At 68.1% G+C, this 21,569-nt stretch carries 26 protein-coding genes; 10 read left to right on the forward strand and 16 right to left on the reverse strand.

What is annotated here, in order from left to right:
• Positions 1-20: 20 nt before the first annotated feature.
• The 6 genes from OIM94_RS14660 to OIM94_RS14685 all read right to left on the reverse strand — a co-directional run bounded on the left by OIM94_RS14660 (position 21) and on the right by OIM94_RS14685 (position 3,630).
• The gene (locus OIM94_RS14660; RefSeq protein WP_264607432.1) at positions 21-428 is read right to left on the reverse strand and encodes a hypothetical protein; all 408 of its coding nucleotides are present in this window, start codon (positions 426-428) and stop codon (positions 21-23) included.
• Positions 425-820 carry a hypothetical protein gene (locus OIM94_RS14665; protein WP_264607433.1) on the reverse strand — a complete coding sequence of 132 codons (396 nt, stop codon included), beginning with the start codon at positions 818-820 and terminating at the stop codon, positions 425-427. The genes OIM94_RS14660 and OIM94_RS14665 overlap by 4 nt, the downstream gene beginning before the upstream one ends.
• 41 nt (positions 821-861) lie before the next feature.
• Positions 862-1,596 carry a hydroxyacylglutathione hydrolase gene (gene gloB / locus OIM94_RS14670; protein ID WP_264607434.1) on the reverse strand — a complete coding sequence of 245 codons (735 nt, stop codon included), beginning with the start codon at positions 1,594-1,596 and terminating at the stop codon, positions 862-864.
• A 4-nt stretch (positions 1,597-1,600) separates the two neighbouring features.
• Complete coding sequence (locus tag OIM94_RS14675) at positions 1,601-2,035, reverse strand: VOC family protein (RefSeq protein WP_264607435.1); 435 nt, start codon at positions 2,033-2,035, stop codon at positions 1,601-1,603.
• Between the two features lie 66 nt (positions 2,036-2,101).
• Positions 2,102-2,929, reverse strand: coding sequence for a hypothetical protein (locus OIM94_RS14680; protein ID WP_264607436.1), 828 nt, complete (start codon positions 2,927-2,929; stop codon positions 2,102-2,104).
• A complete protein-coding gene (locus tag OIM94_RS14685) occupies positions 2,905-3,630 on the reverse strand; it encodes an alpha/beta fold hydrolase (RefSeq protein ID WP_264607437.1) in 726 nt (241 codons plus the stop codon). The genes OIM94_RS14680 and OIM94_RS14685 overlap by 25 nt, the downstream gene beginning before the upstream one ends.
• 106 nt (positions 3,631-3,736) lie before the next feature.
• Here OIM94_RS14685 and OIM94_RS14690 point away from each other — a divergent pair, with 106 nt between their 5' ends.
• The gene (locus OIM94_RS14690; protein ID WP_264607438.1) at positions 3,737-3,871 is read left to right on the forward strand and encodes a hypothetical protein; all 135 of its coding nucleotides are present in this window, start codon (positions 3,737-3,739) and stop codon (positions 3,869-3,871) included.
• Here OIM94_RS14690 and OIM94_RS14695 read toward each other — a convergent pair.
• From OIM94_RS14695 to OIM94_RS14705, 3 genes are read right to left on the reverse strand one after another with little or no spacing between them, the layout of a single operon-like run.
• Positions 3,868-4,929, reverse strand: coding sequence for a M48 family metallopeptidase (locus OIM94_RS14695; RefSeq protein WP_264607439.1), 1,062 nt, complete (start codon positions 4,927-4,929; stop codon positions 3,868-3,870). The two genes, OIM94_RS14690 and OIM94_RS14695, sit on opposite strands and share 4 nt — an antisense overlap.
• A 12-nt stretch (positions 4,930-4,941) precedes the next feature.
• Complete coding sequence (locus OIM94_RS14700; protein ID WP_264607440.1) at positions 4,942-6,027, reverse strand: YjgN family protein; 1,086 nt, start codon at positions 6,025-6,027, stop codon at positions 4,942-4,944.
• 58 nt (positions 6,028-6,085) lie between these two features.
• On the reverse strand, positions 6,086-6,982 hold the full coding sequence (locus tag OIM94_RS14705; RefSeq protein WP_264607441.1) for a neutral zinc metallopeptidase: 897 nt from the start codon (positions 6,980-6,982) through the stop codon (positions 6,086-6,088).
• Positions 6,983-7,100: 118 nt separating this feature from the next.
• On the opposite strand from OIM94_RS14705, the gene OIM94_RS14710 reads away from it, so the two are divergent.
• From OIM94_RS14710 to OIM94_RS14725, 4 genes are all read left to right on the forward strand, one after another.
• Positions 7,101-8,249: a patatin-like phospholipase family protein gene (locus tag OIM94_RS14710; RefSeq protein ID WP_264607442.1), complete on the forward strand. Its 1,149-nt coding sequence runs from the start codon at positions 7,101-7,103 to the stop codon at positions 8,247-8,249.
• A gap of 14 nt (positions 8,250-8,263) precedes the next feature.
• The gene (locus OIM94_RS14715) at positions 8,264-9,049 is read left to right on the forward strand and encodes a 3-hydroxybutyrate dehydrogenase (protein WP_264607443.1); all 786 of its coding nucleotides are present in this window, start codon (positions 8,264-8,266) and stop codon (positions 9,047-9,049) included.
• Positions 9,046-9,672, forward strand: coding sequence for a DUF4893 domain-containing protein (locus OIM94_RS14720; RefSeq protein WP_264607444.1), 627 nt, complete (start codon positions 9,046-9,048; stop codon positions 9,670-9,672). The genes OIM94_RS14715 and OIM94_RS14720 overlap by 4 nt, the downstream gene beginning before the upstream one ends.
• A 66-nt stretch (positions 9,673-9,738) precedes the next feature.
• Positions 9,739-11,055 (forward strand): amidohydrolase, encoded by a 1,317-nt coding sequence (locus OIM94_RS14725; protein WP_264607445.1) that lies wholly within the window; start codon positions 9,739-9,741, stop codon positions 11,053-11,055.
• Between the two features lie 232 nt (positions 11,056-11,287).
• Here the strand turns inward: OIM94_RS14725 and OIM94_RS14730 are convergent, their stop codons facing one another.
• The 4 genes from OIM94_RS14730 to OIM94_RS14745 form a co-directional block, all read right to left on the reverse strand.
• Entirely contained in the window at positions 11,288-11,902 is a 615-nt protein-coding gene (locus OIM94_RS14730; protein ID WP_264607446.1) for a hypothetical protein, read from the reverse strand.
• Positions 11,903-12,279: 377 nt separating this feature from the next.
• Entirely contained in the window at positions 12,280-12,696 is a 417-nt protein-coding gene (locus OIM94_RS14735) for a globin (protein WP_264607447.1), read from the reverse strand.
• A 92-nt stretch (positions 12,697-12,788) separates the two neighbouring features.
• On the reverse strand, positions 12,789-13,466 hold the full coding sequence (locus tag OIM94_RS14740) for an outer membrane protein (RefSeq protein WP_264607448.1): 678 nt from the start codon (positions 13,464-13,466) through the stop codon (positions 12,789-12,791).
• Positions 13,467-13,650: 184 nt separating this feature from the next.
• The gene (locus OIM94_RS14745) at positions 13,651-14,316 is read right to left on the reverse strand and encodes a DUF4893 domain-containing protein (protein ID WP_264607449.1); all 666 of its coding nucleotides are present in this window, start codon (positions 14,314-14,316) and stop codon (positions 13,651-13,653) included.
• 238 nt (positions 14,317-14,554) lie between these two features.
• Here OIM94_RS14745 and OIM94_RS14750 point away from each other — a divergent pair, with 238 nt between their 5' ends.
• The gene (locus OIM94_RS14750) at positions 14,555-15,091 is read left to right on the forward strand and encodes a superoxide dismutase family protein (RefSeq protein ID WP_264607450.1); all 537 of its coding nucleotides are present in this window, start codon (positions 14,555-14,557) and stop codon (positions 15,089-15,091) included.
• Between the two features lie 4 nt (positions 15,092-15,095).
• On the opposite strand, the gene OIM94_RS14755 is transcribed toward OIM94_RS14750, so the two are convergent.
• Positions 15,096-16,664, reverse strand: a complete 1,569-nt coding sequence (locus OIM94_RS14755) for a spinster family MFS transporter (protein ID WP_264607451.1) — start codon at positions 16,662-16,664, stop codon at positions 15,096-15,098.
• Between the two features lie 81 nt (positions 16,665-16,745).
• Here OIM94_RS14755 and OIM94_RS14760 point away from each other — a divergent pair, with 81 nt between their 5' ends.
• The 3 genes from OIM94_RS14760 (at position 16,746) to OIM94_RS14770 (ending at position 19,917) form a co-directional block, all read left to right on the forward strand.
• Positions 16,746-17,216 (forward strand): low molecular weight protein-tyrosine-phosphatase, encoded by a 471-nt coding sequence (locus OIM94_RS14760; protein ID WP_264607452.1) that lies wholly within the window; start codon positions 16,746-16,748, stop codon positions 17,214-17,216.
• A 22-nt stretch (positions 17,217-17,238) separates the two neighbouring features.
• Positions 17,239-18,375: a zinc-binding dehydrogenase gene (locus tag OIM94_RS14765; protein WP_264607453.1), complete on the forward strand. Its 1,137-nt coding sequence runs from the start codon at positions 17,239-17,241 to the stop codon at positions 18,373-18,375.
• Positions 18,376-18,534: 159 nt separating this feature from the next.
• The gene (locus tag OIM94_RS14770) at positions 18,535-19,917 is read left to right on the forward strand and encodes a methyl-accepting chemotaxis protein (RefSeq protein ID WP_264607454.1); all 1,383 of its coding nucleotides are present in this window, start codon (positions 18,535-18,537) and stop codon (positions 19,915-19,917) included.
• 9 nt (positions 19,918-19,926) lie between these two features.
• On the opposite strand, the gene OIM94_RS14775 is transcribed toward OIM94_RS14770, so the two are convergent.
• Positions 19,927-20,397 (reverse strand): DUF4188 domain-containing protein, encoded by a 471-nt coding sequence (locus tag OIM94_RS14775; protein WP_264607455.1) that lies wholly within the window; start codon positions 20,395-20,397, stop codon positions 19,927-19,929.
• An 83-nt stretch (positions 20,398-20,480) separates the two neighbouring features.
• Here OIM94_RS14775 and OIM94_RS14780 point away from each other — a divergent pair, with 83 nt between their 5' ends.
• The gene (locus OIM94_RS14780; RefSeq protein ID WP_264607456.1) at positions 20,481-21,014 is read left to right on the forward strand and encodes a TetR/AcrR family transcriptional regulator; all 534 of its coding nucleotides are present in this window, start codon (positions 20,481-20,483) and stop codon (positions 21,012-21,014) included.
• Here the strand turns inward: OIM94_RS14780 and thpR are convergent.
• Positions 20,996-21,532, reverse strand: a complete 537-nt coding sequence (thpR, locus tag OIM94_RS14785; RefSeq protein WP_264609919.1) for an RNA 2',3'-cyclic phosphodiesterase — start codon at positions 21,530-21,532, stop codon at positions 20,996-20,998. The genes OIM94_RS14780 and thpR overlap by 19 nt on opposite strands.
• Positions 21,533-21,569 lie beyond the last annotated feature (37 nt).

The raw sequence follows: 21,569 nt of genomic DNA on the forward strand, positions 1-21,569 counted from the left end.
GGGGGAGGATCCGAGGCTGGTCAGCCCTTCGGCCTGGTATAGGGCGTGAACTTGCCCAGGCGGCAATAGCCGCTGGGGATGCTGGTCCCCGGCGTCAGCACACGGAACTGGTCGTTGCGGCAGAGCTGGCTGCCGCGCATCTCGACGATCACCGTGGTGAGGGGGGCCAGCGACGGGCATTCGGAAGCCAGGTCGTTGCGATAGAGCCGGAGGCCCTGGCGGTAGATGAGCGTGCGCGTGTTGATGATCTGGGGACCATCGGTCATGCCGGGGCTGATGCAGTCCTGCGGGGTACCTGCGACGCGGTCGCCCAGCGTACTGGCGAGCTCCCTGCGGCCCTCGGCATCGCGCTTCGCCTGATAGTCGGCATTCTGGGCGCAGCCGGCCAGCGTCATCGCGGCCAGAAGCAGGGCGATGGGGGCCCTCACTGTGCCGCCTTCGCATACGGAACGAAGTTCCCCAGCGTGCAACTGCCGCTCAGGCGCCCGTTGAGCTTCTCGCGGGTCAGCACCTGATCCCCTTCACAGGGCTCGCGGTGTAGGCTGCGGACAATGACCAGATCGCCGCGGGCCAGACCGGGGCATTCACCGACGACCCGGTTGAGATATTTTCGCGTCTGCCCGCCGACATAGAGCACGCCATTGGGCACGGCGCGCACTTCCGAAAACCGCTCGCGGACCAGGCAGCGCTGCGGCGTACCCGGCGTCAGGCCGTTCAGCGTCTTCTGCAGGGCGACCTCGGCAAGATCGGGGTGGCGCTGGTCGGCGCTCGCGGTGCCGGCCAGGGCAAGGACGAGAACGGGAAATGCATAGCGGATCATCTGCTGCTTCCTTCTGTCGTCTACGCCCCAACCATACCGTATCAGCTAGGAAAAGTATCCTTTGCTGCGCGACGTTCGCCCAAAATTTCAACGGTACTTGCGCGCAGGAAGGGGTTGGTGGACCGCTCGGCCGCAATCGTCGTGGGCACCGTCGCTTGGCCGTCGGCGCGCAGCCGTTCGACCTCGGCAAGGCGCGCGGCAATGGCGGGATTGTCCGGCTCCGCGACCGCCGCATAGCGAGCGTTGCCCAGCGTATATTCGTGCGCGCAATAGACCTGCGTTTCGTCGGGCAATGACTCGAGCCGGCGCATTGCGGCGAACATCTGCGCTGGCGTCCCCTCGAACAGCCGACCGCAGCCCATCGCGAACAGCGTGTCGCCGACGAAGACCAGCCCATCCTCGCTGAAGTGATAGGCGATATGGCCGGCGGTGTGGGCCGGCACCTCCAGTACCGCCGCAACGTGGCCGCCGATCGCCACCGAGTCGCCGTCGCCTACGAGACGATCGGCGGTCGGGATCTTGGCGGCCTCGGCAGCCGGGGCGATCACGGTGCAGCCGGTGGCTGCCTTGAGGGCTGCATTGCCGCCGGTGTGATCGGGGTGCCAGTGCGTGTTCCAAATCGCGCTGAGCTGCCAGCCCTGTTCGGCCAGCGCCGCCAGCACAGGTTCGGCCGCGCCCGGATCGACCACGATCGTCTCGCGCGAGACGGCATCATGGACGAGCCAGATGTAATTGTCCGTGAAGGCGGGGATGCGGACGATCCGGAGCGCGGTCATGGCGTTACCAGGCGCCGATGTTCGGCATCGAGGCCCAGGGCTCCTGCGGGGGCAGGCTGCCCTTCTGCAGCAGCTCGATCGAGATCGCGTCGGGCGTGCGGACGAACGCCATATGGCCATCCCGCGGCGGGCGGTTGATCGTCACGCCGGCATCGTGCAGCCGCTGGCAGGTTTCGTAGATATCGTCGACCTGGAAGGCGAGATGCCCGAAATTGCGCCCGCCCGTGTAGGTCTCGGGATCCCAATTGTGGGTCAGCTCCACCTCGGCGCGGCCGCGGCCGGTCTCCGGATCGATATCCTCCTCGCTCGCCAGATAGATCAGCGTGAAGCGTCCCTTCTCGCTGGTAATGCGGTGAGTCTCGGTCAGGCCGAGCAGTTCGAAGAAGGCGATCGTCGCGTCCGGATCGGTCACGCGGATCATCGTGTGGAGAAACTTCATGGGGTCACGTTCCCTGCTTTGGCATCGATCGCCAGATAGGTGCGCGGGCACGCCGCCGCCACCCGGCTATTTGGCCGGGGGCGGATCGAACTGGGCGAGCGCGGCGCGGGCGGCGGTCGCCTGCGGGCTGCCGGGCGCGGCGGCGAGCACCTTGGTCCACGCGGCCTTCGCGGCCACCTCGTCGCCGCTCGCTGCTGCGATATTGCCGGCCTCGAGCTGGACGGCAGCGTCGTCGCCGGCGCGTTTCACCGCCTCGGCGATGTCCTTCTGGGCGCGGGGCAGCTCCCCCATGCGACGGGCCAGCGTGGCGGAGAGCAGCCAGGCGAAGGGGTCGTCGCCGGCCTTGGCGATCGCGATGTCGATATCCGCGCGGGCGCCTGCATTCTCGCCCGAGGCGACCGCGGCACGGGCGCGGTCGAGATAGGCCTCGCCCAGTGCCAGGCCCTGGAGGCTGCCGGTAGCAAGCGCGGCGTTGAAGCTGGCGCGCGCCCTGGGCGGCTTCTTGGCGGCGAGCCAGGCATTGCCGGCCTGGGTCCAGTAGGTGGCGGCGCGCGCGGCATCCTTGCCGGTCTCGGCGTCGCCCGCCGCTTCCTCGAAGGCAGCGGCGGCAGAGTCCCAGCGTGCCTGGTTGGCATAGGCGACCGCCAGGCACTGGCGCGCGAACATGCCGCCTTGCTCGGCGCGCCACTTGACCGCTTCGTCGATCGCCGCGGTCGGATCGCCGGTGGCCAGATCCATGCACGTGGTGAAGCGCGGCGGCTCGCCCGCCGGTGCAGGGGCCGCGGCCTTGGCGGCGGCGGCCCGGGCGCGCTCGGCATCGCGCAGCACGGGCCCGGCCTTGGGGGCGATCGCGGTGTTCTGCTGGGCGATCAGCAGGAGGAGGGGGATGAGCATTCGGTCAGGATGTCCTCGGTGGCACGGAGCAGCAGGCGCATATCGCCGTCGCGCGACAGGCGGTGATTTCCATCCTTGACGATCCATGTCTGGACGTTTTCTGAACGGATCGTGGCGGCGAGCCGCAGCGCCAGTTCCCACGGCACTTCCTCGTCGCACTGGCCCTGGAGCAGGCGAACGGGGCCGTCAAAGGCGATCGGCGCATCAAGCATGCGATGGGCCTCGCCCGATTCCCAGAAGGCGCGGGTGGTGACCATCGGCGCGTCCGAATAGGCGCTGGGCTGTTCCAGCCGACCCTGTTCGACCAGGAGTCGCTTCTCCTCGGCCGTGAACCCCCAGGCGGTGAAGTCGGGCGCGGCGGCGATGCCGACCATGCCGACGATGCGCTGGGGTCGCGCCTTGGCCACCAGCAGCATCAGCCACCCGCCCATCGACGAGCCTACCAGCACCACCGGCCCTTCGACCAGCGTGTCGATCAGGCCGAGTGCGTCATCCCGCCAATCGGCGAGGGTATGGTCCTCGAACGCGCCGGGGCTTGCCCCGCAGCCGCGATAGTCGAAGCGCAGAAATGCCTGGCCGCGCGCCTGCGCCCAGGCTTCCAGTGCCAGCACCTTGGATCCCTGCATGTCGGAGCGATAGCCCGGCAGGAAGACGATCGTCGGCGCGGCGCCGGGGCTGTAATGATGGGCGAGGGCGGTCATGGCGGCGGTGTAGCCGTTCCGCTCCGCGACGACCAGCGACGGAACCGATCAGGGCGATCGGGATTGATCGCAAGACATCGCCCGTCGACAGGAGCAGGATCGCCGCATGCGTACACTCGAAAAAGCCATCGCCCTGCCGGTCCGCCGGTTCGTCCCCAGCGTGCAGCTCCTGTTCGGCGCGGCCATCGCCGTCTCGGGCCTTTCGGTCGCGGCCGGCAAGCTGCTGGCGGTGCTGGTCTAGAAGATGCTCTGCCGTGGCGGGCTCTCGGCGCACATGGTCCGCAGCGCCTGCCACTGCGCGGCGCTCAGCGCCGGCGTGTAGCGCGCACCCTTGCGAACGCTTGCCGCGAATCGCTGCTCGCGCGACGACGAAAGCGGATGCGAGGAAAGATAGTTGAGCATCAGCCCGGCATTGCCCGGCCGCTCGTCTTCCTTGGCCAGGCGCGCGAACAGCGCGGCGGTGGGCATCGGCGAGATGTCGGCGGCCTGCAGACTGCCGATCGCATAGCCATCGGCACCGGATTCGGCCTTGCGGGAATAGCGAGCATTGAGCAGCGCGTTGCCATATCCGCCGACATTGCTGTCGAACCCGCCGAACAGCAGCCCCAGGCCATATTGGCGGATCAGCGATTCCATGCCGTCGCGGTGGGCGACATGACCGAGCTCATGGCCCAGCACACCGGCTACCTCGTCGGGAGACTTGGCGCTCTGGATCAGCCCGTCGAAGAGTACCACCTGCCCGCCGGGAAAGGCGACGGCGTTGATCATCGGGGCCTGCACGACGTGGATCTCGACACCCTCCTTTTGACGAAGGCGTGCAGCGAGCGCCTTGAGCGCGGCGTCCCCCTGCGGCGTGGTGCAGGCATAGCCGCCGAGATTGCCGACGAGCAGCCGGCCCATGCGCTGTTCCATCGATTGCGGGATCATCCGCGCAAGAAGCGGCGGCAGCTTGAGCGTCACCGCGACGACCAGCGCTGCGAGGATCGCCAGCACGCCCACCGAACGCCACAGGCCGAAGCGGTCGATCCACCTGCCGTAGCGCGCGCCCTTGGGCAACTGGACGGCGATTTCGGCCGGCGGGAATTCGAGGAAGGTGATCCGCCAGCCCGGCCGCCCCTTCAGGCCGAAGGCGCGCTCATGGTGGGAGCTGCCGTGCGGCGTGAGATCGGCAAAGGCATAGGGGCCCGGTTCGGCGCCGTCCCCTTCCAGCAGGAAGTGCCGCTGGTCCGGCGTGGGTACGATCGCCGGCATGCGGCGTTCCCCGCTGCGGCCGTCATAATGCCAGACATGCGTCTCCACCGTCCGCTCTCCTCAGAAGGCGCCCATGTCGAGGCTGTCGAACAGCCCCTCGCCCTGGCCGGGCGCGCGCGTGGTCGATTGGGTGAACTGGTCCAGCTCCAGCGTGCCATAGGCGCGCAGGTGGCGGACAAAGAATGCCCAGTTGCGATAGGCGATGAAGATCGAGCCGATGCCCAGCGTGCATACCACCAGCGCGAAGGTGCCGAGCATCAGCTTCAGCCAGTCGCGGGTCCGTGCGGTGAACTCGAACTCCAGGTCGCCGAGTGTCAGCGCGCCGATCGCCTGCCGGAAATAGGCCGAATAGAAATAGAGCGACACCAGGCCCAGCGCGACGAAGAAGACGAGGTAGAAGCCCACCAAGAAGATGGCGAGACCATAGCTCTGCACGGCGGCCGTGGCGTTGGCGCCCGAAAAGGCGGCGGCGATGCCGGCGATCACGCCGACGACGACCAGCAAGACCGGCATCAGATAGAAGAGCAGATAGCGCCCCATCAGACCATCCGTGCTGGCGTTCGCCTCGAAGCGGAAGGGGCCGAAGCTCATCGCGTTCCAGCGCTTGTTCCAAAGGGTGACCAGCGCCCAGGGCACCAGCAGGCCAAAGGCGACGCCGCCCAGCATGGTCCGCCACAGATACGAGAGGCCGTAGCGAAAGCCCTGATCGTCGCTGCCGCCGCGAATGCCGTGCCAGTAGGTGCGGCTCAGCCGGTAGCGTAGCGCGCGGAAGATCGCGATCCCGCCAAGGCTGAACACCACGACGTAAAAGACGAGGGCAAGCATCAGCGCGGCGATTTGTGCGCCGGTGGAACCCTGCGCGGCCAGCACGCCGATCAAAAACTGGATGCCGGCAAGCGGCAGGATCATCAGCACGAAGACCATGACATAGCCCAGCATCAGCTCCAGCCCGGTGCCGGTCCATTCCAGGCGGTCGTCGATGAACCGCGTGTGGCTCCACAGATATTGCCGGGTGCGCGTCCGCCCCCAGAAATTGTAAATCCCCAGCGTGACGATCGTCAGCAGCAGATTGGTAAAGGCGATGGGCGCATATTCGCGCCACGAGCCCGTGAATTCGAACGCGCCGCGCTCGGCATGCTGGTCCATCTTGGAGTCCCCCCTGGCGGCCATCCAATAGCGGCCAGGGGTTTACGTCAAGTAACGATCATTGCGTAGCGCTGAAGGTGTCGCACTGGCGAGGATCGCCGCTGTCGAGCCCGCGCTTCAGCCACGCCATGCGCTGTGCCGAGCTGCCGTGCGTGAAGCTGTCCGGCACCACGGTGCCCCGGGCCTCCTTCTGCAGCGTATCGTCGCCGATCGCGTTCGCAGCCGTCATGCCTTCCTCGATGTCGCCGGGCTCCAGCCGATCGCGGTTGCGGGCCGCCCAGACCCCGGCATAGCAGTCCGCCTGCAGTTCCAGCTTGACGGAAAGACGGTTGCCCTCGGTCTTGCTCGCCTGCGACTGCGCGCGGGAGACCTCGGACGAGGTGCCGAGCAGATCCTGGATATGATGGCCCATTTCGTGCGCGATCACGTAATCGCGCGCGAAGTCACCCTTGGCGCCGAAGCGGTTCTGCAGCTCGTCGAAGAAGGTCGTGTCGATATACACGCCGTTGTCGCTCGGGCAGTAGAACGGACCGACCGCCGAATTCGCCGCGCCGCAGCCGGTGTTCGCACCGCCGGAAAAGAAGTTGATCGTTGCCGGCTTGTAATCGTTGCGGCCCATTTCCTGGAAGATCTTGCTCCAGGTGAGATCCGTGCTGCGCATGACCCGGCACGCTTCCAGCCGCCGCTCGTTCACGCGGCACACCTGCTGTCCGGACTGGCCCGCCGTCGGCGAGCGCCCGGCGCTGCCGCCGCCGCTCTGGCCCAGCATCCCGCCGCCCCCGCCCAGACCGAACATCACCAGTGCGATGATGCCGATCAGCACGATGCCGCCGCAGCCCATGCCGCGGCCGAGGAACATCGGCAGCAGTCCGAGCAGCGGAAAGCCGCCGCCGCCGCCGCCGCCCGAGCCAAGGTCGCGGGCATTGTCGGTAGGATCGAGATCGTCGAGCCGCATCGGGCCTCCCCTTATTCGTTCGGTTGGCGTGACAATGCGCCAGACCGCCGTGCGTTGCACGGATAGCATACCAAGCTTCGTATTGCTCCGCAGCATGGGATGGGCCACATCGCGTGCCATGGCCGATGCTGAGTCTCGCCCGCACCGCCGCCGCCATGCCGCACCAGGCATGCCGTTGCCGGATACCGTCGCATTGGTGCTGCAGGGGGGCGGGGCGCTCGGCAGTTTCCAGGCCGGGGTGATCGAGGAACTCGCCAGTGCCGCGATCGAGGTGGACTGGGTGGCCGGCATCTCGATCGGCGCGGTCAACGCGGCGCTGTTTGCCGGCAATCCGCCCGAGAAGCGGCTGGATGCGATCCGCGCTTTCTGGGAGCAGGTCACGTCCGCGCTCCCCGATTTCTCGCTGCCGATGAACGAGCAGCTGCGCGAGATCGCCCATGAATGGTCGGCCGGCGCGGTGATGCTGGGCGGCGTGCCCGGCTTTTTCCGGCCGCGGCCGATCCCGCCCGCCTTCGCCATTCCCGGTACGCCGGAAGCGATGAGCTTCTACGACACCAGTCCCCTGCGCGAGACGCTGGACCGGCTGGTCGACTGGGATCTGCTGAACAACGGCCCGGTCCGTCTGTCCGTGGGCGCGGTCAACCTCCACAGCGGCAACTTCCGCTATTTCGATACGCGCGACGAACGCATCGACGCACGGCACATCATGGCGTCTGGTGCGTTGCCGCCCGGGCTGCCGCCGGTCGAGATCGACGGCTGCTGGTATTGGGACGGGGGACTCGTCTCCAATACGCCGCTCACCCATGTCCTCGATCGGCAGGAGGCCGAGATGCTCGTCTTCCAGGTCGATCTCTTTCCCGCCGAAAACGAGCTCCCGCGCACGATCATGGACGTGATGGGCCGCGAGAAGGAAATCCGTTTCTCCAGCCGAACCCGCGCCATTTCCGACGAGCGGCTGCGTATCCGCAAGGCGCGCGAGACGGTGAAGGCGCTGCTCGACAAGCTGCCGCCCCATGTGGCCGACGAGCCCGAGGTACAGGCGGTGCGCGCGCTCGTCACCGAATATCCGGTCAACGTCGTGCAGCTGATCTACCGCGCAAAGATCTGGGAGGGCGGCTCGCGCGACTTCGAATTCTCGACGCGGACGATGCGCGAGCACTGGGAATCGGGCCGCACCGCGGTGGCCGAGACCATGGCCAACAGCCGCCTCGTCGCGCAGAACATTCTCGACGGCAAGACCGCCGCCTTCGACCTCACCCAGCGTTAACAAGGAGTATGCCGATGTTCCTCAAGGGCAAGTCCGCGATCGTTACCGGCTCCACCTCGGGCATCGGCCTGGCCTATGCCAAGGCGCTCGCCGCCGAGGGAGCGAACGTGCTGATCAACGGCTTCGGCGACGCCGACGCGATCGAGAAGGAGCGTGCCGCGCTGGCCGAGACCAGCGGCGGCAAGGCGCTCTACGACGCCGCCGACATGACCAAGCCCGAGGCGATCGCCGCGATGGTTGCGCGCGCGGAGGCCGAGTTCGGTGCCGTCGACATCGTGATTTCCAACGCCGGCATCCAGCATGTCGCGCCGATCGACGAGTTTCCGATCGAGAAGTGGGATGCGATCCTTGCGATCAACCTCAGCTCCACCTTCCACCTGATGCGCGCGGCGATCCCGGGCATGAAGGCGCGCAAATGGGGCCGAATCATCTCCACCGCCAGCGCGCACAGCCTGGTCGCCAGCCCCAACAAGGCGGCCTATGTGGCTGCCAAGCACGGCCTCGCCGGCCTCACCAAGACGGCGGCGCTGGAAGTGGCGACGCACGGCATCACCGTGAACTGCATCTCGCCGGGCTATGTCTGGACGCCGCTGGTCGAGAACCAGATCCCGGATACGATGAAGACGCGCGGGCTGACGCGCGAGCAGGTGATCAACGACGTGCTGCTCGATGCCCAGCCGACCAAGGAGTTCGTGCTGCCCGAGCAGGTGGCGGCGCTCGCCGTGTTCCTGTGCCGCGACGAGGCCGCGCAGATCACCGGATCGAACTATTCGATCGACGGCGGCTGGACTGCCGAATGATGCTGCGCACGGTTGCCGTCCTGGGTCTCGGCGCGGCGCTGGCGGGATGCAGCGTCTATCGCGAATCGACCTCGCCGGGCATGGACACCAGCCGCAACTGGCGTCGTACCGCGACCGATGTGGATCGCGAGAAGCTGCGCAACTGGCGCAAGGCGTGGAGCGAGGCGCTGCCGCTCGCCCGCGCCGCCGATGCCAGGCGGATCGACGGCGATGCGGAACTGTTCGATCCCGATCGCGCGCAGGCGGACGCGATGCCGCCCGCCGGCGCCTATCGCTGCCGCACCACCAAGCTGGGCGGCGGCGGCACGGCGGTCAGCGCGATCGTGACCTATGACTGGCGGCCCTGCACGCTCGTCGCGGACGGGCAGGTCCGCCATTTCCGGATCGCGGGCGGCGTTCAGCGCCCGGACGGCAACCTGTTCCCGGACGTCAAGGCGCGCGCCGTCTTCGTCGGCACGCTCGAGGTGGGCGACGATGCCGCGCCGCTCCGCTATGGACTGGACAACAAGCGCGACCTGATCGGCTATGCCGAGCGAATCGGCGCGGCGCGCTGGCGGCTGGTGCTGCCCTATCCCGCGTTCGAATCGAAGCTGGACGTGATCGAGATCGTCCCTGCCGGCTGAACGGGATGGTTTGACAGCGGCGGCGGCAGGCGAGACACTCGCCCCCATGTTCGACAAGGGGGTGCCATGTTCACGTCTTTCCTGCTGGCCGGGGCGATGAGCCTCGGCACGCCCGCCGCCGCTGCCGCCACCGATCCGGTGCGCGATGCGACGGCGAAGGCGATGCCGCAGCTGATGGCGCTTTACCGCGACCTGCACGCCAATCCCGAGCTCAGCCTGCACGAGGTGAAGACCGCCGCGAAGCTCGCGGCCGCCGCGCGCGAGGCCGGCTATGAGGTCACCGAAAAGGTGGGCGGTACCGGGGTCGTCGCGGTGCTGCGCAACGGCGCGGGGCCGGTGCTGCTGATCCGCGCCGACATGGACGGGCTGCCGGTGGTCGAGAATACCGGGCTGCCCTTCGCCTCCAAGGTTCGCGCGACGACCGACGAGGGCATCGAGAGCGGCGTGATGCACGCCTGTGGGCACGATACCCACATGGCCAGCTGGGTCGGCACGCTGCGCAACCTGGCGGCGATGAAGAACCAGTGGCACGGCACCGTGGTGATGATCGCCCAGCCCGCCGAGGAGCGCGGGCGCGGTGCCAAGGACATGCTGGACGACGGGCTGTTCACCCGCTTCCCCAGGCCAGCCTATGCCATCGCCTTTCACGACAGCGCCAGCCTGCCCGCCGGGCAGATCGGCATCACGCCCGGCTATGCGCTCGCCAATGTCGATTCGGTCGATCTGGTGGTGAAGGGGGTCGGCGGCCACGGCGCCTATCCGCACACCACCAAGGACCCGATCGTGCTCGCCGCGCGGATCGTCACCACGTTGCAGACTCTGGTCTCGCGCGAGATGGACCCGCAGCAGCCCGCGGTGGTGACGGTGGGCGCGATCCATGGCGGATCGAAGCACAACATCATCGGCAACGACGTGACGATGCTGCTCACCGTGCGCAGCTTCACGCCCGAATCGCGCAAGCAGCTGCTCGACGGGATCGCGCGGATCGCGCGCGGCGAGGCGATCGCGGCAGGGGTGCCGGAGGACCGCATGCCGGTGATGACGGTGAAGGACGAATATACCCCCGCTACCTTCAACACCCAGCCGCTGTCGGGGCGATTGCAGGGACTGTTCACCGCGCGCTTCGGCAAGGACTGGGTGGTGGAACCCAAGGCGGTGATGGGCGGCGAGGACTTCAGCCGCTACTGGCTGGCCGACCAGCGCATCCAGAGCACGATCTTCTGGGTCGGCGGCGTTTCCAAGGCCAAGTGGGACGCGGCGCAGGCAGGCAAAGGCACGCTGCCCTCACTCCACAGCGCCGAATGGGCACCCGATGCCGAAACCGTGGTCGGCACTGCGACCGAGGCGCTCACCGCCGCGGCGCTGGACATACTGAAGCGATAGCGGGGCCCCGATTTATCCTCCACTGCCAGGACAGGCCCGTCGCGTACGACGGCCAACGGTCGGCGGCATCTCGCAAACCGTCGTCATTCCCGCGAAAGCGGGAAGCCCTTGCCCGCAGCGCCGGGAAAAGACCCTCGGCATCCGCGTCATTGGATCCCCGCCTTCGCGGGGAGGACGAGGTACCTTGATCAACTGCGAGAGGCCTGCCCTGGCGGGGCAGGATTACGTGACCTCAGAGTTTCCCGAACACCGCCTCATAACCCGCGATGTCGCCTGCCGCGAGGAAGCGGGCCTGCTCGATCCAGCGGTCGCGCGTCATGCGGCCCTGGAAGCTGCCGAGCTGCGCATCGAGCCCCTGTGCTGCGGCGGCATCGAGCGCGCCGAGCTGGGCAAAGCGGGTGATGCCCAGCTCGTTGAGCCGCGCCGCGAGTTTGGGGCCGACCCCCTTTAGTCGGGTGAGATCGTCGGCATCGCCGGCGCCGGCCGGGGCGGGCTCAGCGTTGGTGTCGGCGGCCAGTGCCGCCGTCGGGGCCGCGACCGGCGCCGCCGCCGGGATCGGCTCGTCGGCCAGCGGGGCGGGCTCCGGCACGGCCGGCGCCGGCGCCGCGGCGCTGGGCGGCGGGGTCAGCGTCGCGAGCGGCTCGGGCGCGTCGGCGACCTGCAGTTCGCCGCGATCCTCCAGATCGGTGCGCGCCTGACGGCGCCGTGCCGCCAGCCGGGCACCCCAGATCAGCACGAACAGCGCCAGCGCCGCGCCCAGCGCGATCAGCACGAAGGATGCCGTCAGCCAGCCGGTGTCGCTGGTCGCCGCCACGGCGCCATAGCTCTGGGAAACCTGATCGTTCATGCGTGCCGCTCCAAGGGTCCGGTTGCTGCTCCTCCCTTAGCGTGCCGGGCCGGCACGTCCAGCCATGCCGCAAGCGGTGGGGGTGGAGCGTGCGGGGGGCGGGCCCACCGCGCAAGGTCGTCCGGTCGTTCCCGGTCGCGTCAGGTTGGGATGCAGCGGTGCGGGAGTTGCGGGCCTGCCGGGGCACCACCCCCGACAGACCCGTCCCCCGCGCTTGCGCGCTACGAGCAGTGCAGGAGGGGGTTTAAGACCTGCACCACCCGTTTTCGAACCGAACCGTGTCCGGGCCGCCCTTTCGGCTGCCTCGCATGTTCGTGCGTCGCGGGGTGTTTAGCGCAAGCGGCGGACCTGTCGGCGCGGACCTCGTCCGAAGCGGATCAACCGGCCGCGGCCTCGGCGGCGGTGCGCGCCTGCACCGCCATCGCACGGCACATTCGGTGCAGCGCGTCGCTCATCATCCGGGCGGTCTCGGGCTCTATGCCAGGGTCGGCGCCGATCGCACGATCCATCGCATGCGCCCATTGCGCAGCGGTCTGGCCGGTAACGTTCAGTTGGCGATGAAAGCCCATGATGCACATGCCGGGCCGCGCCTCGAACCAGTCGCGCGGGCCGCCGAGCCAGGCGACGAGGAAGCGGGTCAGCGAATGGCGCAGCGCCGTCAGATCGGGCTGGTGCATCGCGTGAAGGGCCGCATAGGCGGGGTCCTGCTCGACCAGATCGTAGAAGCGATCGACGATGGCGCGCACGGATTCTTCGCCGCCAACGCGGTCGAAGGGCAGGGAAGACTCGGACATGGCATGTGCCTGTAGCGCAAATCCGGGTCAGGCGCGTTGACGGGAATCAACGGCGATGCCGCCCTCCCGCATGGGGAGGGCGGCAAGCTGGATCAGAAGTGCGCGATCACGCCCGCCATCGGGCGGAAGCTCTTCGCATCGTTGAACGTGTTCATTTCCAGGCGCAGGCGCAGACCGCTGCGGCCGGTGATGCCGCCCAGGCCGATGTCCTTCGGGCCGACTTCGACGCCGATTCCGTAGGTGACGGCGTTATAGTCGCGGCGGGTGTTGGCGACCTTGTCGAAGTTCACCCACTGATAGCCGACCTTGCCGTAGATCAGGCCGCTGTCGCCCGCGCGGAAGCCGAAGCGGCCGGCGGCGCCATATTCCCAATCGATGTCGCCGCTCACGCCCTTGGCGACGTTACCTTCGGCGCCGACGAACACCGGGCCCAGCGGCACGTTCACACCGGCCACGCCCTGCACGAGCGCACCGTCGAGGCGGTAGCCGTTCGGCGGGATCGGAATGCCGGCGTTCGACTGGCGGTCGAAGCGCTCCCAACCACCCAGCACGCCGACATAGGGCTCGATGCCGAATGCCTTGGAGCCGTCCGGCGAACGCGGGGTTTCCATGTCCTGCGCGGCGGTCGTGGTGGTGGTGGTGGTGGTGCTGGTGGTGTCGGCGGACGTGGTCGCCATCGTCCCTGCGCCGGTGGTGGTGTCCTGCGCGAAAGCGGGGACGGCGAAGGGGAGCGCGGCAGCGGCTGCCGCGACGGCGATGATGTTACGCATGGGGGAGAACCTCGACGCTTGTTGAAACACTAATCTCTTCAGCAGGCCCGTGACGACGGGCGGCGGCTGGAGATGCGCGGTTAATGCCCGGGCCGACGAGATGGTTGCGTCGCCGCGAAGCTTTCCACGGAAAGTGTTGCACTGCGGCAACGGTTTCTGTCGCCCCGATGAACGGGCGGGGATCTCAGCCCTTGGGCTGCCCGTCGGGCGGTACCGGCGTGAGTTCGTACAGATCGACGCTGCCGGGCAGGGCGCCGGGGACGGCAAGGCGCCAGCGGAACGCGCCGAACCGCTCGACCATGCCCACCACGTCGTGCGAACCGGCATTGCCATAGCCGACGTCGTTGGCACCCGCCTTGGCCTGGCGCGCGCCGAGGAACACGTACCGCTTGCCGTCGGGGAAGACATAGCCCGCGACGATGTCCGCGCCGGTCTGCTTGGCGAGGCCGAGCGGCGCATCGTCCGCTTCTTCGTTCGCGGCGGAGATGTAGCAGAAGCCGGCGGGGCTCGGCTGCACCAGCGCGCGCCCGGCAGGCCCCCGCTTCAGATGCAGCGTCCGGCACCGGTAGGAACCCGGCGGCAGCGCGGGGTGCGGCTGGCCGGCATCGGGATCCAGTACCGCGCCCTGGAGCTTGCGCACGGGCAGGCGAACCCCCGCATATAGCTGGCGCCAATCGGCGGGCAGGCTCTCCAGCCGCGGCAGATCGGCGTCGGCGATGCGCGTGCGCCACAAGGGCGGCGGCGGCGCGGTCTCGACGATGGCGGTCGGGCGCACCCCCGATTCCGCGCTGCCGGCATGGCAGGACGCCAGCATGGGCAAGACGAGCATCGCGCAGGCGAGCCGGTACATGATGATGATCCCCTGTGGTCTGCGGCGTGCGAGCTTGTCGCCACGTCGACGCCACAGATTTCGTAAAGCAATGTTAATGAAAAGTAAAAGATGCGACGAGCCGTGCCGCAATGCGGCGAAGCGAGCGAAGCGCGCCGCGGGTGGCGGCCGGCGCGCGTGGTTGCCGGCGCTTGCCCCTTGGAACCGGCGGCGCAAAGGCCCATTACGCTTGTTCAAGGACATGGGCTGGAGACTGGGTATGAAGGCTTGGGCAATCGCGGTGGGCGCCGCAGGCGTCGCACTGACGCTGGGAGGCTGCGCGACCAAGGCGCAGAATGATCGCTACATGGCCGGCCGCTTCCGCGCCCAGGCCGAGCTGCACGACGCCGCCGGCAAGGTGGTGGGAACGGCGGTTGCCGAACAGGTGGAAGGATCGATCCGCGTACTGGTGGATGCGAACGGGCTCACGCCCGGCGCGCACGGCGTGCACGTCCACACCGTCGGCGTCTGCACGCCGCCCGACTTCGCCAGCGCCGGCGGGCACTGGAACCCGGGCGCGACCAAGCATGGCAAGGAAAACCCGATGGGGCCGCACGCCGGCGACATGCCCAACATGAAGGTCGACGAGAAGGGCCATGGCCACAGCACCTTCACGCTTGCCGGCGGAAGCTTCGACCAGCTGATGGACCAGGACGGTGCCGCGCTGGTGATCCATGCCGGCGAAGACGATTACAAGACCGATCCTGCCGGCAACAGCGGCGGCCGCATCGCCTGCGGCGTATTCCAGACCGTCTGACGCCTCACACCGCTTCGCCGGCGGCGCGGGCCCGGGCTAGCTTGCTCGCCTCCGCTGCCGGCAACAGGCGATAGGCCCCCCATATCGCCACCACCGCCACCGGCACGCTGGCGAACAGGGCGAGCATGCCGGTCGCAAGATCGCCCGTCAGCGTCGCGATCCGCCCAGCCGTGTAGGGCCCGAGCGACAGGCCGATGAGCGTTGTGCCGATGAAGAAGGCGGCGGTCGCGGTGCCGCGCATCCGCGGGAGCACCAGATCCTGCGTCGTCGCCGCCGCTGCGCCGAGCGCGCCGCAGATCAGGAACTGGGTCAGGGGCAGCATCCACAGGGCAAAGCCGAGCGTGGGCGCCGTGAACAGCAGCGCCATCGGCGCCAGGGGTGCGAGGCATCCGAACAGGATGACATGGATGCGCCCGACAGGGCTGCGCACCCGCAATGCATCGGCGACGCGACCGCCCAGCGTCACGCCCAGGAATCCCGCGAGCGCCACCGGCGCTCCGATCCAGAAGCCGAGCGATCCCAGCTGCTCCGGCGGAATGGCGAAGGCGCGGCGCAGGAAGCTCGGCGCGAATCCCGCCATCGCATAGGACAGGAAGGTGTTCAGCCCATAGGCCAGCACCACGCAGAGAAAGGCGGGGGTGCCGACGATCAGCGCATAGGTGGGCGGATCGCGGCGCCGGAGCGCGGTCGCCCAGCTATAGACGGCATAGGCGCCGGTGCCGACCGCCGCCCATTGCGCGATCGGCTCGCCAAGCGACACGAACAATGCGACCAGCCCGGCGACGAGCGCCAGCACCGCAAGGTTGCGGATCAGCGCCGCCCTGCCCAGCCGGGCGGCGCCGATCAGCGTGAAGGGCGGCACGATCGTCAGCAATTCTTCGAAGAATTCCCGGAACGGGGCGGGGTGGGCGGTCGCCACCATGCCTTCCGAACGGCCGCGGGGCGGCTCGCGCAGGGTGAAGACCAGGCCCGCGACCAGCAGCCCCGGTAGTCCGACGGCGAGGAACGCCGCTTGCCAGCCGACCAGCCCCAGCGGTCCGCCCGCGGGATATGTCTGGTTCCAGCGCTGCACGATCAGCGCTCCGATGAACAGCGAAAGACCGCCGCCCAGATAGATGCCCGAGGAATAGAGCGCGAGCGCCGTGGCGCGCAGCCGCTTGGGGAACCAGTCCGAGATCAGCGAATAGGCGGCAGGACTTGCGGTCGCCTCGCCGATGCCGACCCCGATCCGCGCGAGGCCCAGCACCATGCCGGTGCGGGCAAAGCCCGACAGCGCGGTCATGCTCGACCACAGCGCAAGTCCCAAGGTCATCAGCCGTACCCGGTGCCAATTGTCGGCCAGCCGGCCAAGCGGAATGCCGAACAGCGCGTAAAAGACGCCGAAGGCGGTGCCGTACAGAAAGCCGATATCCTGATCGCGCAGGCCAAGGTCGCGCTTGATGTCGTCGGCGAGGATGGCGACGATCTGGCGATCGACGAAGTTCAGGATATAGACGAGCAGCAGCAGTGACAGGACGTACCAGGCATAGGGGGACGCCTTCGCCCCATCGGGCGTGGGGGGCAAGCTGGCCATATCCTCTCCTTCGGCTTGGTTCGTGCCGTTGCCAGCAAGGCTAGCAGAGCGTACCCGTTTTACGAAAGGATGAATCGTACGATGGCCGAACCGGCATTCCTGTTCGTCTGCTTGGGAAATATCTGCCGGTCGCCGCTCGCCGAGGCGGCATTTCGCGCCGCGGCGGCGGACGCCGGGATCGCGGTCATCGCCGATTCGGCAGGCACCGGCGGCTGGCACGCCGGCGAGAAGCCCGATCGTCGCTCGATCGCGGTTGCGGCGACGCACGGCATCGACATTTCCGGCCAGCGCGCGCGCCAGGTGGAACGCGCCGATTTCGACCGCTTCGACCATATTCTCGCGCTCGATCCGCAGAATCTCGCCGATCTCCGCCGGATCGCCCCGGCGCAGGGTCGCGCCCGGCTGCGGCTGCTGCTCGATGCGGTGCCCGGCTGGGAGGGCCGCGCGGTCGACGACCCCTATTATGGCGGCCCCGAAGGCTTCGAGCGCACCTGGGACGAGGTTCGCGCCGCCGCCGACCGGCTGGTCGAGGAACTCGTACACCCCCGTTGACCGATACAAGAGGAGAGGAACCATGGCCTTTACCGGACGCGAACTGCGCTCGACGCTCACCGAGGACGGCACGCTTCGGCTGTCGCTGGAGCAGGTGGACTATGCCGATCCGGCCGCCGACGAGGTGACCGTCCGCATCGAGGCGGCGCCGATCAACCCCAGCGACCTGGGGCTGCTGCTGGGGCCCGCACAGATCGACACCCTCCGCGAGGAGGGCAGCGCGGACACACCGGTACTGGCGTTCGACGTGCCCAAGGGGCGGCTTTCGAGCATGAAGGCGCGGCTCGGCCAGTCGATGCCGGTCGGCAATGAAGGCGCTGGCACCGTCGTTGCGGCCGGCGCGGATGCGCAGGCGCTGATCGGCAGGCGCGTGGCGATGATCGGCGGCGCGATGTTCGCCGACTATCGGACGCTCAAGGCGCGTGACGTGGTGCCGCTGCCGGAGGGGACCAGCGCGGCGGAAGGTGCCGCGATCTTCGTCAATCCGATGACGGCGCTCGGCTTTGTCGAGACGATGAAGCGCGAGGGGCACAGCGCGATCGTCCACACCGCGGCTGCTTCGAACCTCGGCCAGATGCTGCAGAAAATCTGTCTCGCCGACGGCATTCCGCTGGTGAACATTGTCCGCTCGGAAGAGCAGGCCGCGATCCTGAAGGGCATCGGCGCCACCCAGGTGGTGAACAGCCGCGACGAGGATTTCCGCGCCAGGCTGACCGACGCCATCGCCGAAACCGGCGCCACCATCGCCTTCGACGCGATCGGCGGCGGCACGCTCGGCAGCGACATCCTGCAGGCGATGGAAGCCGCCGCGGTGCGCAAGATGACGGAATACAGCCGTTATGGATCCGATCAGTTCAAGCAGCTCTACATCTATGGTGCGCTGGATCTGGCACCGACCACGCTCAACCGCCTGTCCTTCGGCTTCCAGTGGAGCGTGTCTGGCTGGTTGCTGCTGCCCTTTTTCCGCAAGGCCGGGATGGAGACGCTCGCGGCCATGCGGGGTCGGGTACTGTCCGAGCTGACGACGACCTTCGCGAGTCGCTACACGCGCACGATCGGTCTGGCGGAAGCGCTGAGCCCCGAGGTGCTGCGCGCCTACGAGCGCAAGGCGACCGGGGAGAAGTTCCTGATCGACCCGAGCATTGACATGACAAGCTGATACGCTCCCGTACCAATGCGTATGGCCCTCATGACGTATTGTTTCTAATATTTGTCGAAATGGACCAAACGTTCTCGCGTCGTCCTACAATGCGCTCGGGTGGGCTAAGAGGGCGAATGACGCTACGGCGTCGCCGCGCCCCGCATTGAGGGACGACGCATGCTGCACTGGTTCGAAGTCAAGGCTCCCATTCGGGAGAAGCTGAAGGTCGCGTTCGGTACGATCCTGGGGATCATGGCGGTGCTGGCGATCCTCAATCTGGTTCTGCCGCACTGGGTGATGCTGGGGCTGAACGTCGTCGTGCTGGCGGTCGCCTTCGGCACCACCCGGACGTTCACCCGCATGATCGCCGATCCCTATGTCGCCACGGTGGTGCGCATGGAGGGCCTGGCAGCGGGCGACCTGAAGGCGCCGATCGCGCATACCGAGTATGAGGACTGCGTCGGGCGCATTTCGCGGGCGATGCTCGTCTTTCGCGATGCCGCGGTGGTCCAGAAGGACGCTGCCGACCAGCAGGCGGAGGTCGTCCGCGTGCTCGGCCAGTCGCTCGAACGGCTTGCCAAGGGTGATCTGACGGCGGACGTATCGTCGGACTTCCCCGGTGCCAATGCGGTGCTCAAAACCAATTTCAACGAAGCGCTTGCGGCGCTCCGCGAGCTTGTCCGCTCGGTCGCGCTTTCCGCCGAGACGATCAGCACCGGATCGGCCGAAATCGCCAGCGCCTCGGAAGATCTGTCGCGCCGTACCGAAAGCGCCGCTGCCAGCCTGCAGCAGACCGTCCACTCGATCAGCGAGATGGACCAGCGGCTGCGCAGCACGGCAGGCAGCGCCAGCCAGACGGTGTCGCGCGCAGATGGTGCGATCGCATCGGTCCAGTCCGGCCGCGACGTTGCCGATCAGGCGGTGGCGGCAATGAGCCGTGTCTCCGAAAGTGCCAAGGGCATCGACGCGGTGATCGAGGGGCTCGACAAGATTGCCTTCCAGACCCGGGTGCTCGCGATGAACGCCGCCGTCGAGGCAGGTCGCGCCGGCGAGGCGGGCCGCGGCTTTGCGGTGGTCGCGGATCTGGTCTCGGCACTGGCGATGCGCGCCGAGGAGGAAGCCGGCCGCGCCCGCGACCAGCTGACCACCACCCAGACCGACGTCACTGCTGCCGTGGGCATGGTCCAGCGCGTGGACGAGGCCTTCGCCGCGATCGCCACCGATGTCCGCGAAGTGCACGACCTGCTTGGCAACATGGCAACCGCCAATCAGGCCCAGGCTTCGTCGATCGGCGAGATCAGCACCGCCATTTCGGTGATGGACCAGGCGACCCAGCAGAATGCGGCGATGGTCGAACAGACATCGGCCGCCGCGCGCAACCTGAGCGGCGAGGTCGACGCGCTGAAGCGCCAGGCGCAGGCCTTCACCGTGGATGGCGGCCACAATGCCCGGATGAGCCTGCCGCTGCGCCGGCCGGATCTGTCCAAGCGCCATAGCGCGGCACGGGGGCGGCCCGCGCCGGCCCCGGCCATGGCGGACGGCGACTGGGCGTCGTTCTGACGCCCTGGATCAGCCCTCCACCCCGGCATGGGCGTGGAGGCGCTGGCGTGTCGACAGCAGCGTTCCCACCGGCTCGGCGATCGGCGCGAACATGCCGAGACCCAGCCGCTGGCCGGGCAGATTGACATAGACCGCTTCGATTCCGCGGGCGCTATAGGCTTCATGCCAGAAGCCGGCGCCCTGCGGATCCTTCAGGAAATCGCGCCACCAGATACTGTGTGGCGCGCTTCGGGTGAACGCCTCCAGGCTTGGCAGGTCGCGCCAATATTGGCGGAAGCCGACATGGTTCCAGCCGAACAGCATGCCGTCCTCGGCGAGGAGGCCGTCGGGCGGGTTCTTCTTGATGTCGGCCAGACCGCGGCCGATCCGCATCATCGCCGGGAGCGCGCGCAGCCGACGCAGCTTGAAGCCGAGGATCACGACGACCAGTTCCGGATAGGCAGCGAGATCGACCGTTTCGCGGCGCGGTTTGGCTTGCATGGTGAGTCTCCTTGTTTACAATGTACACTTTAGCGCGAGTTTACGGTGTAAACAAGATGGCGGATGCGGAAGGCGGGTTGCGCTTGCGGTTGATCGATGCGGCGGGGGCGCTGCTGGATGCGGAGGGCGAGGCCGGCGTCACCTTGCGCGCGCTCGCCAAGGCGACGGGCGTCTCCGCGATGGCGCCCTACCGGCACTTTGCCGACAAGGCCGCGCTGCTCGGAGCGGTGGCGGAAGCGGGCTTCGCGGCGCTGGCGACGGCGTTGCGCGAGGCGGACAGGACGGAGCCGGCCAAGGCAGCGCTGGTCGCGCAGGGGCTTGCCTATTTCCGCTTCGCCCAGGCGCGTCCCGCGCTGTTCCGGCTGATGTTCGGCGGCACGCCGATGTGCGATGCGCCGTCGAGCGAATATGGCGAGGCGTTCGCCATCCTGTCCCGACGCGTGGCAGGCCTGGCAACCGGAGCGCCCGGTCCCGCGACGATTGCTGCCTGGGGGGTGGTGCACGGGCTTGCGACGCTGGCACTGGACGGCAAGCTGCCCGCCGAGGACGCGGTCATCACCGCCGCCGTCGCGCTGGTGGCCGACGGCATTGCGGGCGCTCAGCCGGTGAGCGGATAGCGTTCGATCACGACGTAGCTGGCGCCATCGCGGCCGAGATGGCTTTCGTAGAGCATGAAACTGTCGACCGCGAAGGGGCTGCTGGCAAGGCCGGCATGCGCCTCGAGGAAGCGTGCGTTCGTGCCAGCCGCCGTATTCATCCGCGCGAGCGTGACGTGCGGCAGATAGGCGCGACGCTCGGGCGCGAGGCCGATCCGGACCAATGCCTGGTCGATTTTCTGGTGCAACTGTGTCACCGTTTCGTGCGGCCGCAGTCCGGCCCAGAGCGCATTGGGTCGCCCGCGCGCGTCGAACTCGCCGACATCGGCGAGTGTCAGCTCGAACGGGGCGAAGCGGACATTGCTGAGCGCTACGGCCACATCTTCCGCCACCGGCCGCTCTACCTCACCGACATAGCGCAGCGTGCAGTGGAGTTGCTCGTCGGTCTGCCAGCGCGCACCCGCCACGCCGCCGGCAAGTGCCAGCAGCTGCGCTCGGATCGCGGCAGGCGGGCGAAAACCGACAAACAGGCGATGCATCATGCTTCTCCGATATGATCGGCCACTTGGTTCAAAC

Origin of the sequence: Sphingomonas sp. R1, assembly GCF_025960285.1 — a bacterium.
GTDB lineage: Bacteria > Pseudomonadota > Alphaproteobacteria > Sphingomonadales > Sphingomonadaceae > Sphingomonas.

Bases quoted from the DNA above. Each gene is read 5' to 3' on its own strand.
- OIM94_RS14665 (WP_264607433.1), bottom strand. From the start codon at position 820: ATGATCCGCTATGCATTTCCCGTTCTCGTCCTTGCCCTGGCCGGCACC.
- gloB (WP_264607434.1), bottom strand. From the start codon at position 1,596: ATGACCGCGCTCCGGATCGTCCGCATCCCCGCCTTCACGGACAATTAC.
- OIM94_RS14675 (WP_264607435.1), bottom strand. From the start codon at position 2,035: ATGAAGTTTCTCCACACGATGATCCGCGTGACCGATCCGGACGCGACG.
- OIM94_RS14680 (WP_264607436.1), bottom strand. From the start codon at position 2,929: ATGCTCATCCCCCTCCTCCTGCTGATCGCCCAGCAGAACACCGCGATC.
- OIM94_RS14685 (WP_264607437.1), bottom strand. From the start codon at position 3,630: ATGACCGCCCTCGCCCATCATTACAGCCCCGGCGCCGCGCCGACGATC.
- OIM94_RS14690 (WP_264607438.1), top strand. From the start codon at position 3,737: ATGCGTACACTCGAAAAAGCCATCGCCCTGCCGGTCCGCCGGTTCGTC.
- OIM94_RS14700 (WP_264607440.1), bottom strand. From the start codon at position 6,027: ATGGACCAGCATGCCGAGCGCGGCGCGTTCGAATTCACGGGCTCGTGG.
- OIM94_RS14705 (WP_264607441.1), bottom strand. From the start codon at position 6,982: ATGCGGCTCGACGATCTCGATCCTACCGACAATGCCCGCGACCTTGGC.
- OIM94_RS14710 (WP_264607442.1), top strand. From the start codon at position 7,101: ATGGCCGATGCTGAGTCTCGCCCGCACCGCCGCCGCCATGCCGCACCA.
- OIM94_RS14715 (WP_264607443.1), top strand. From the start codon at position 8,264: ATGTTCCTCAAGGGCAAGTCCGCGATCGTTACCGGCTCCACCTCGGGC.
- OIM94_RS14720 (WP_264607444.1), top strand. From the start codon at position 9,046: ATGATGCTGCGCACGGTTGCCGTCCTGGGTCTCGGCGCGGCGCTGGCG.
- OIM94_RS14725 (WP_264607445.1), top strand. From the start codon at position 9,739: ATGTTCACGTCTTTCCTGCTGGCCGGGGCGATGAGCCTCGGCACGCCC.
- OIM94_RS14730 (WP_264607446.1), bottom strand. From the start codon at position 11,902: ATGAACGATCAGGTTTCCCAGAGCTATGGCGCCGTGGCGGCGACCAGC.
- OIM94_RS14735 (WP_264607447.1), bottom strand. From the start codon at position 12,696: ATGTCCGAGTCTTCCCTGCCCTTCGACCGCGTTGGCGGCGAAGAATCC.
- OIM94_RS14740 (WP_264607448.1), bottom strand. From the start codon at position 13,466: ATGCGTAACATCATCGCCGTCGCGGCAGCCGCTGCCGCGCTCCCCTTC.
- OIM94_RS14745 (WP_264607449.1), bottom strand. From the start codon at position 14,316: ATGTACCGGCTCGCCTGCGCGATGCTCGTCTTGCCCATGCTGGCGTCC.
- OIM94_RS14750 (WP_264607450.1), top strand. From the start codon at position 14,555: ATGAAGGCTTGGGCAATCGCGGTGGGCGCCGCAGGCGTCGCACTGACG.
- OIM94_RS14755 (WP_264607451.1), bottom strand. From the start codon at position 16,664: ATGGCCAGCTTGCCCCCCACGCCCGATGGGGCGAAGGCGTCCCCCTAT.
- OIM94_RS14760 (WP_264607452.1), top strand. From the start codon at position 16,746: ATGGCCGAACCGGCATTCCTGTTCGTCTGCTTGGGAAATATCTGCCGG.
- OIM94_RS14765 (WP_264607453.1), top strand. From the start codon at position 17,239: ATGGCCTTTACCGGACGCGAACTGCGCTCGACGCTCACCGAGGACGGC.
- OIM94_RS14770 (WP_264607454.1), top strand. From the start codon at position 18,535: ATGCTGCACTGGTTCGAAGTCAAGGCTCCCATTCGGGAGAAGCTGAAG.
- OIM94_RS14775 (WP_264607455.1), bottom strand. From the start codon at position 20,397: ATGCAAGCCAAACCGCGCCGCGAAACGGTCGATCTCGCTGCCTATCCG.
- thpR (WP_264609919.1), bottom strand. From the start codon at position 21,532: ATGCATCGCCTGTTTGTCGGTTTTCGCCCGCCTGCCGCGATCCGAGCG.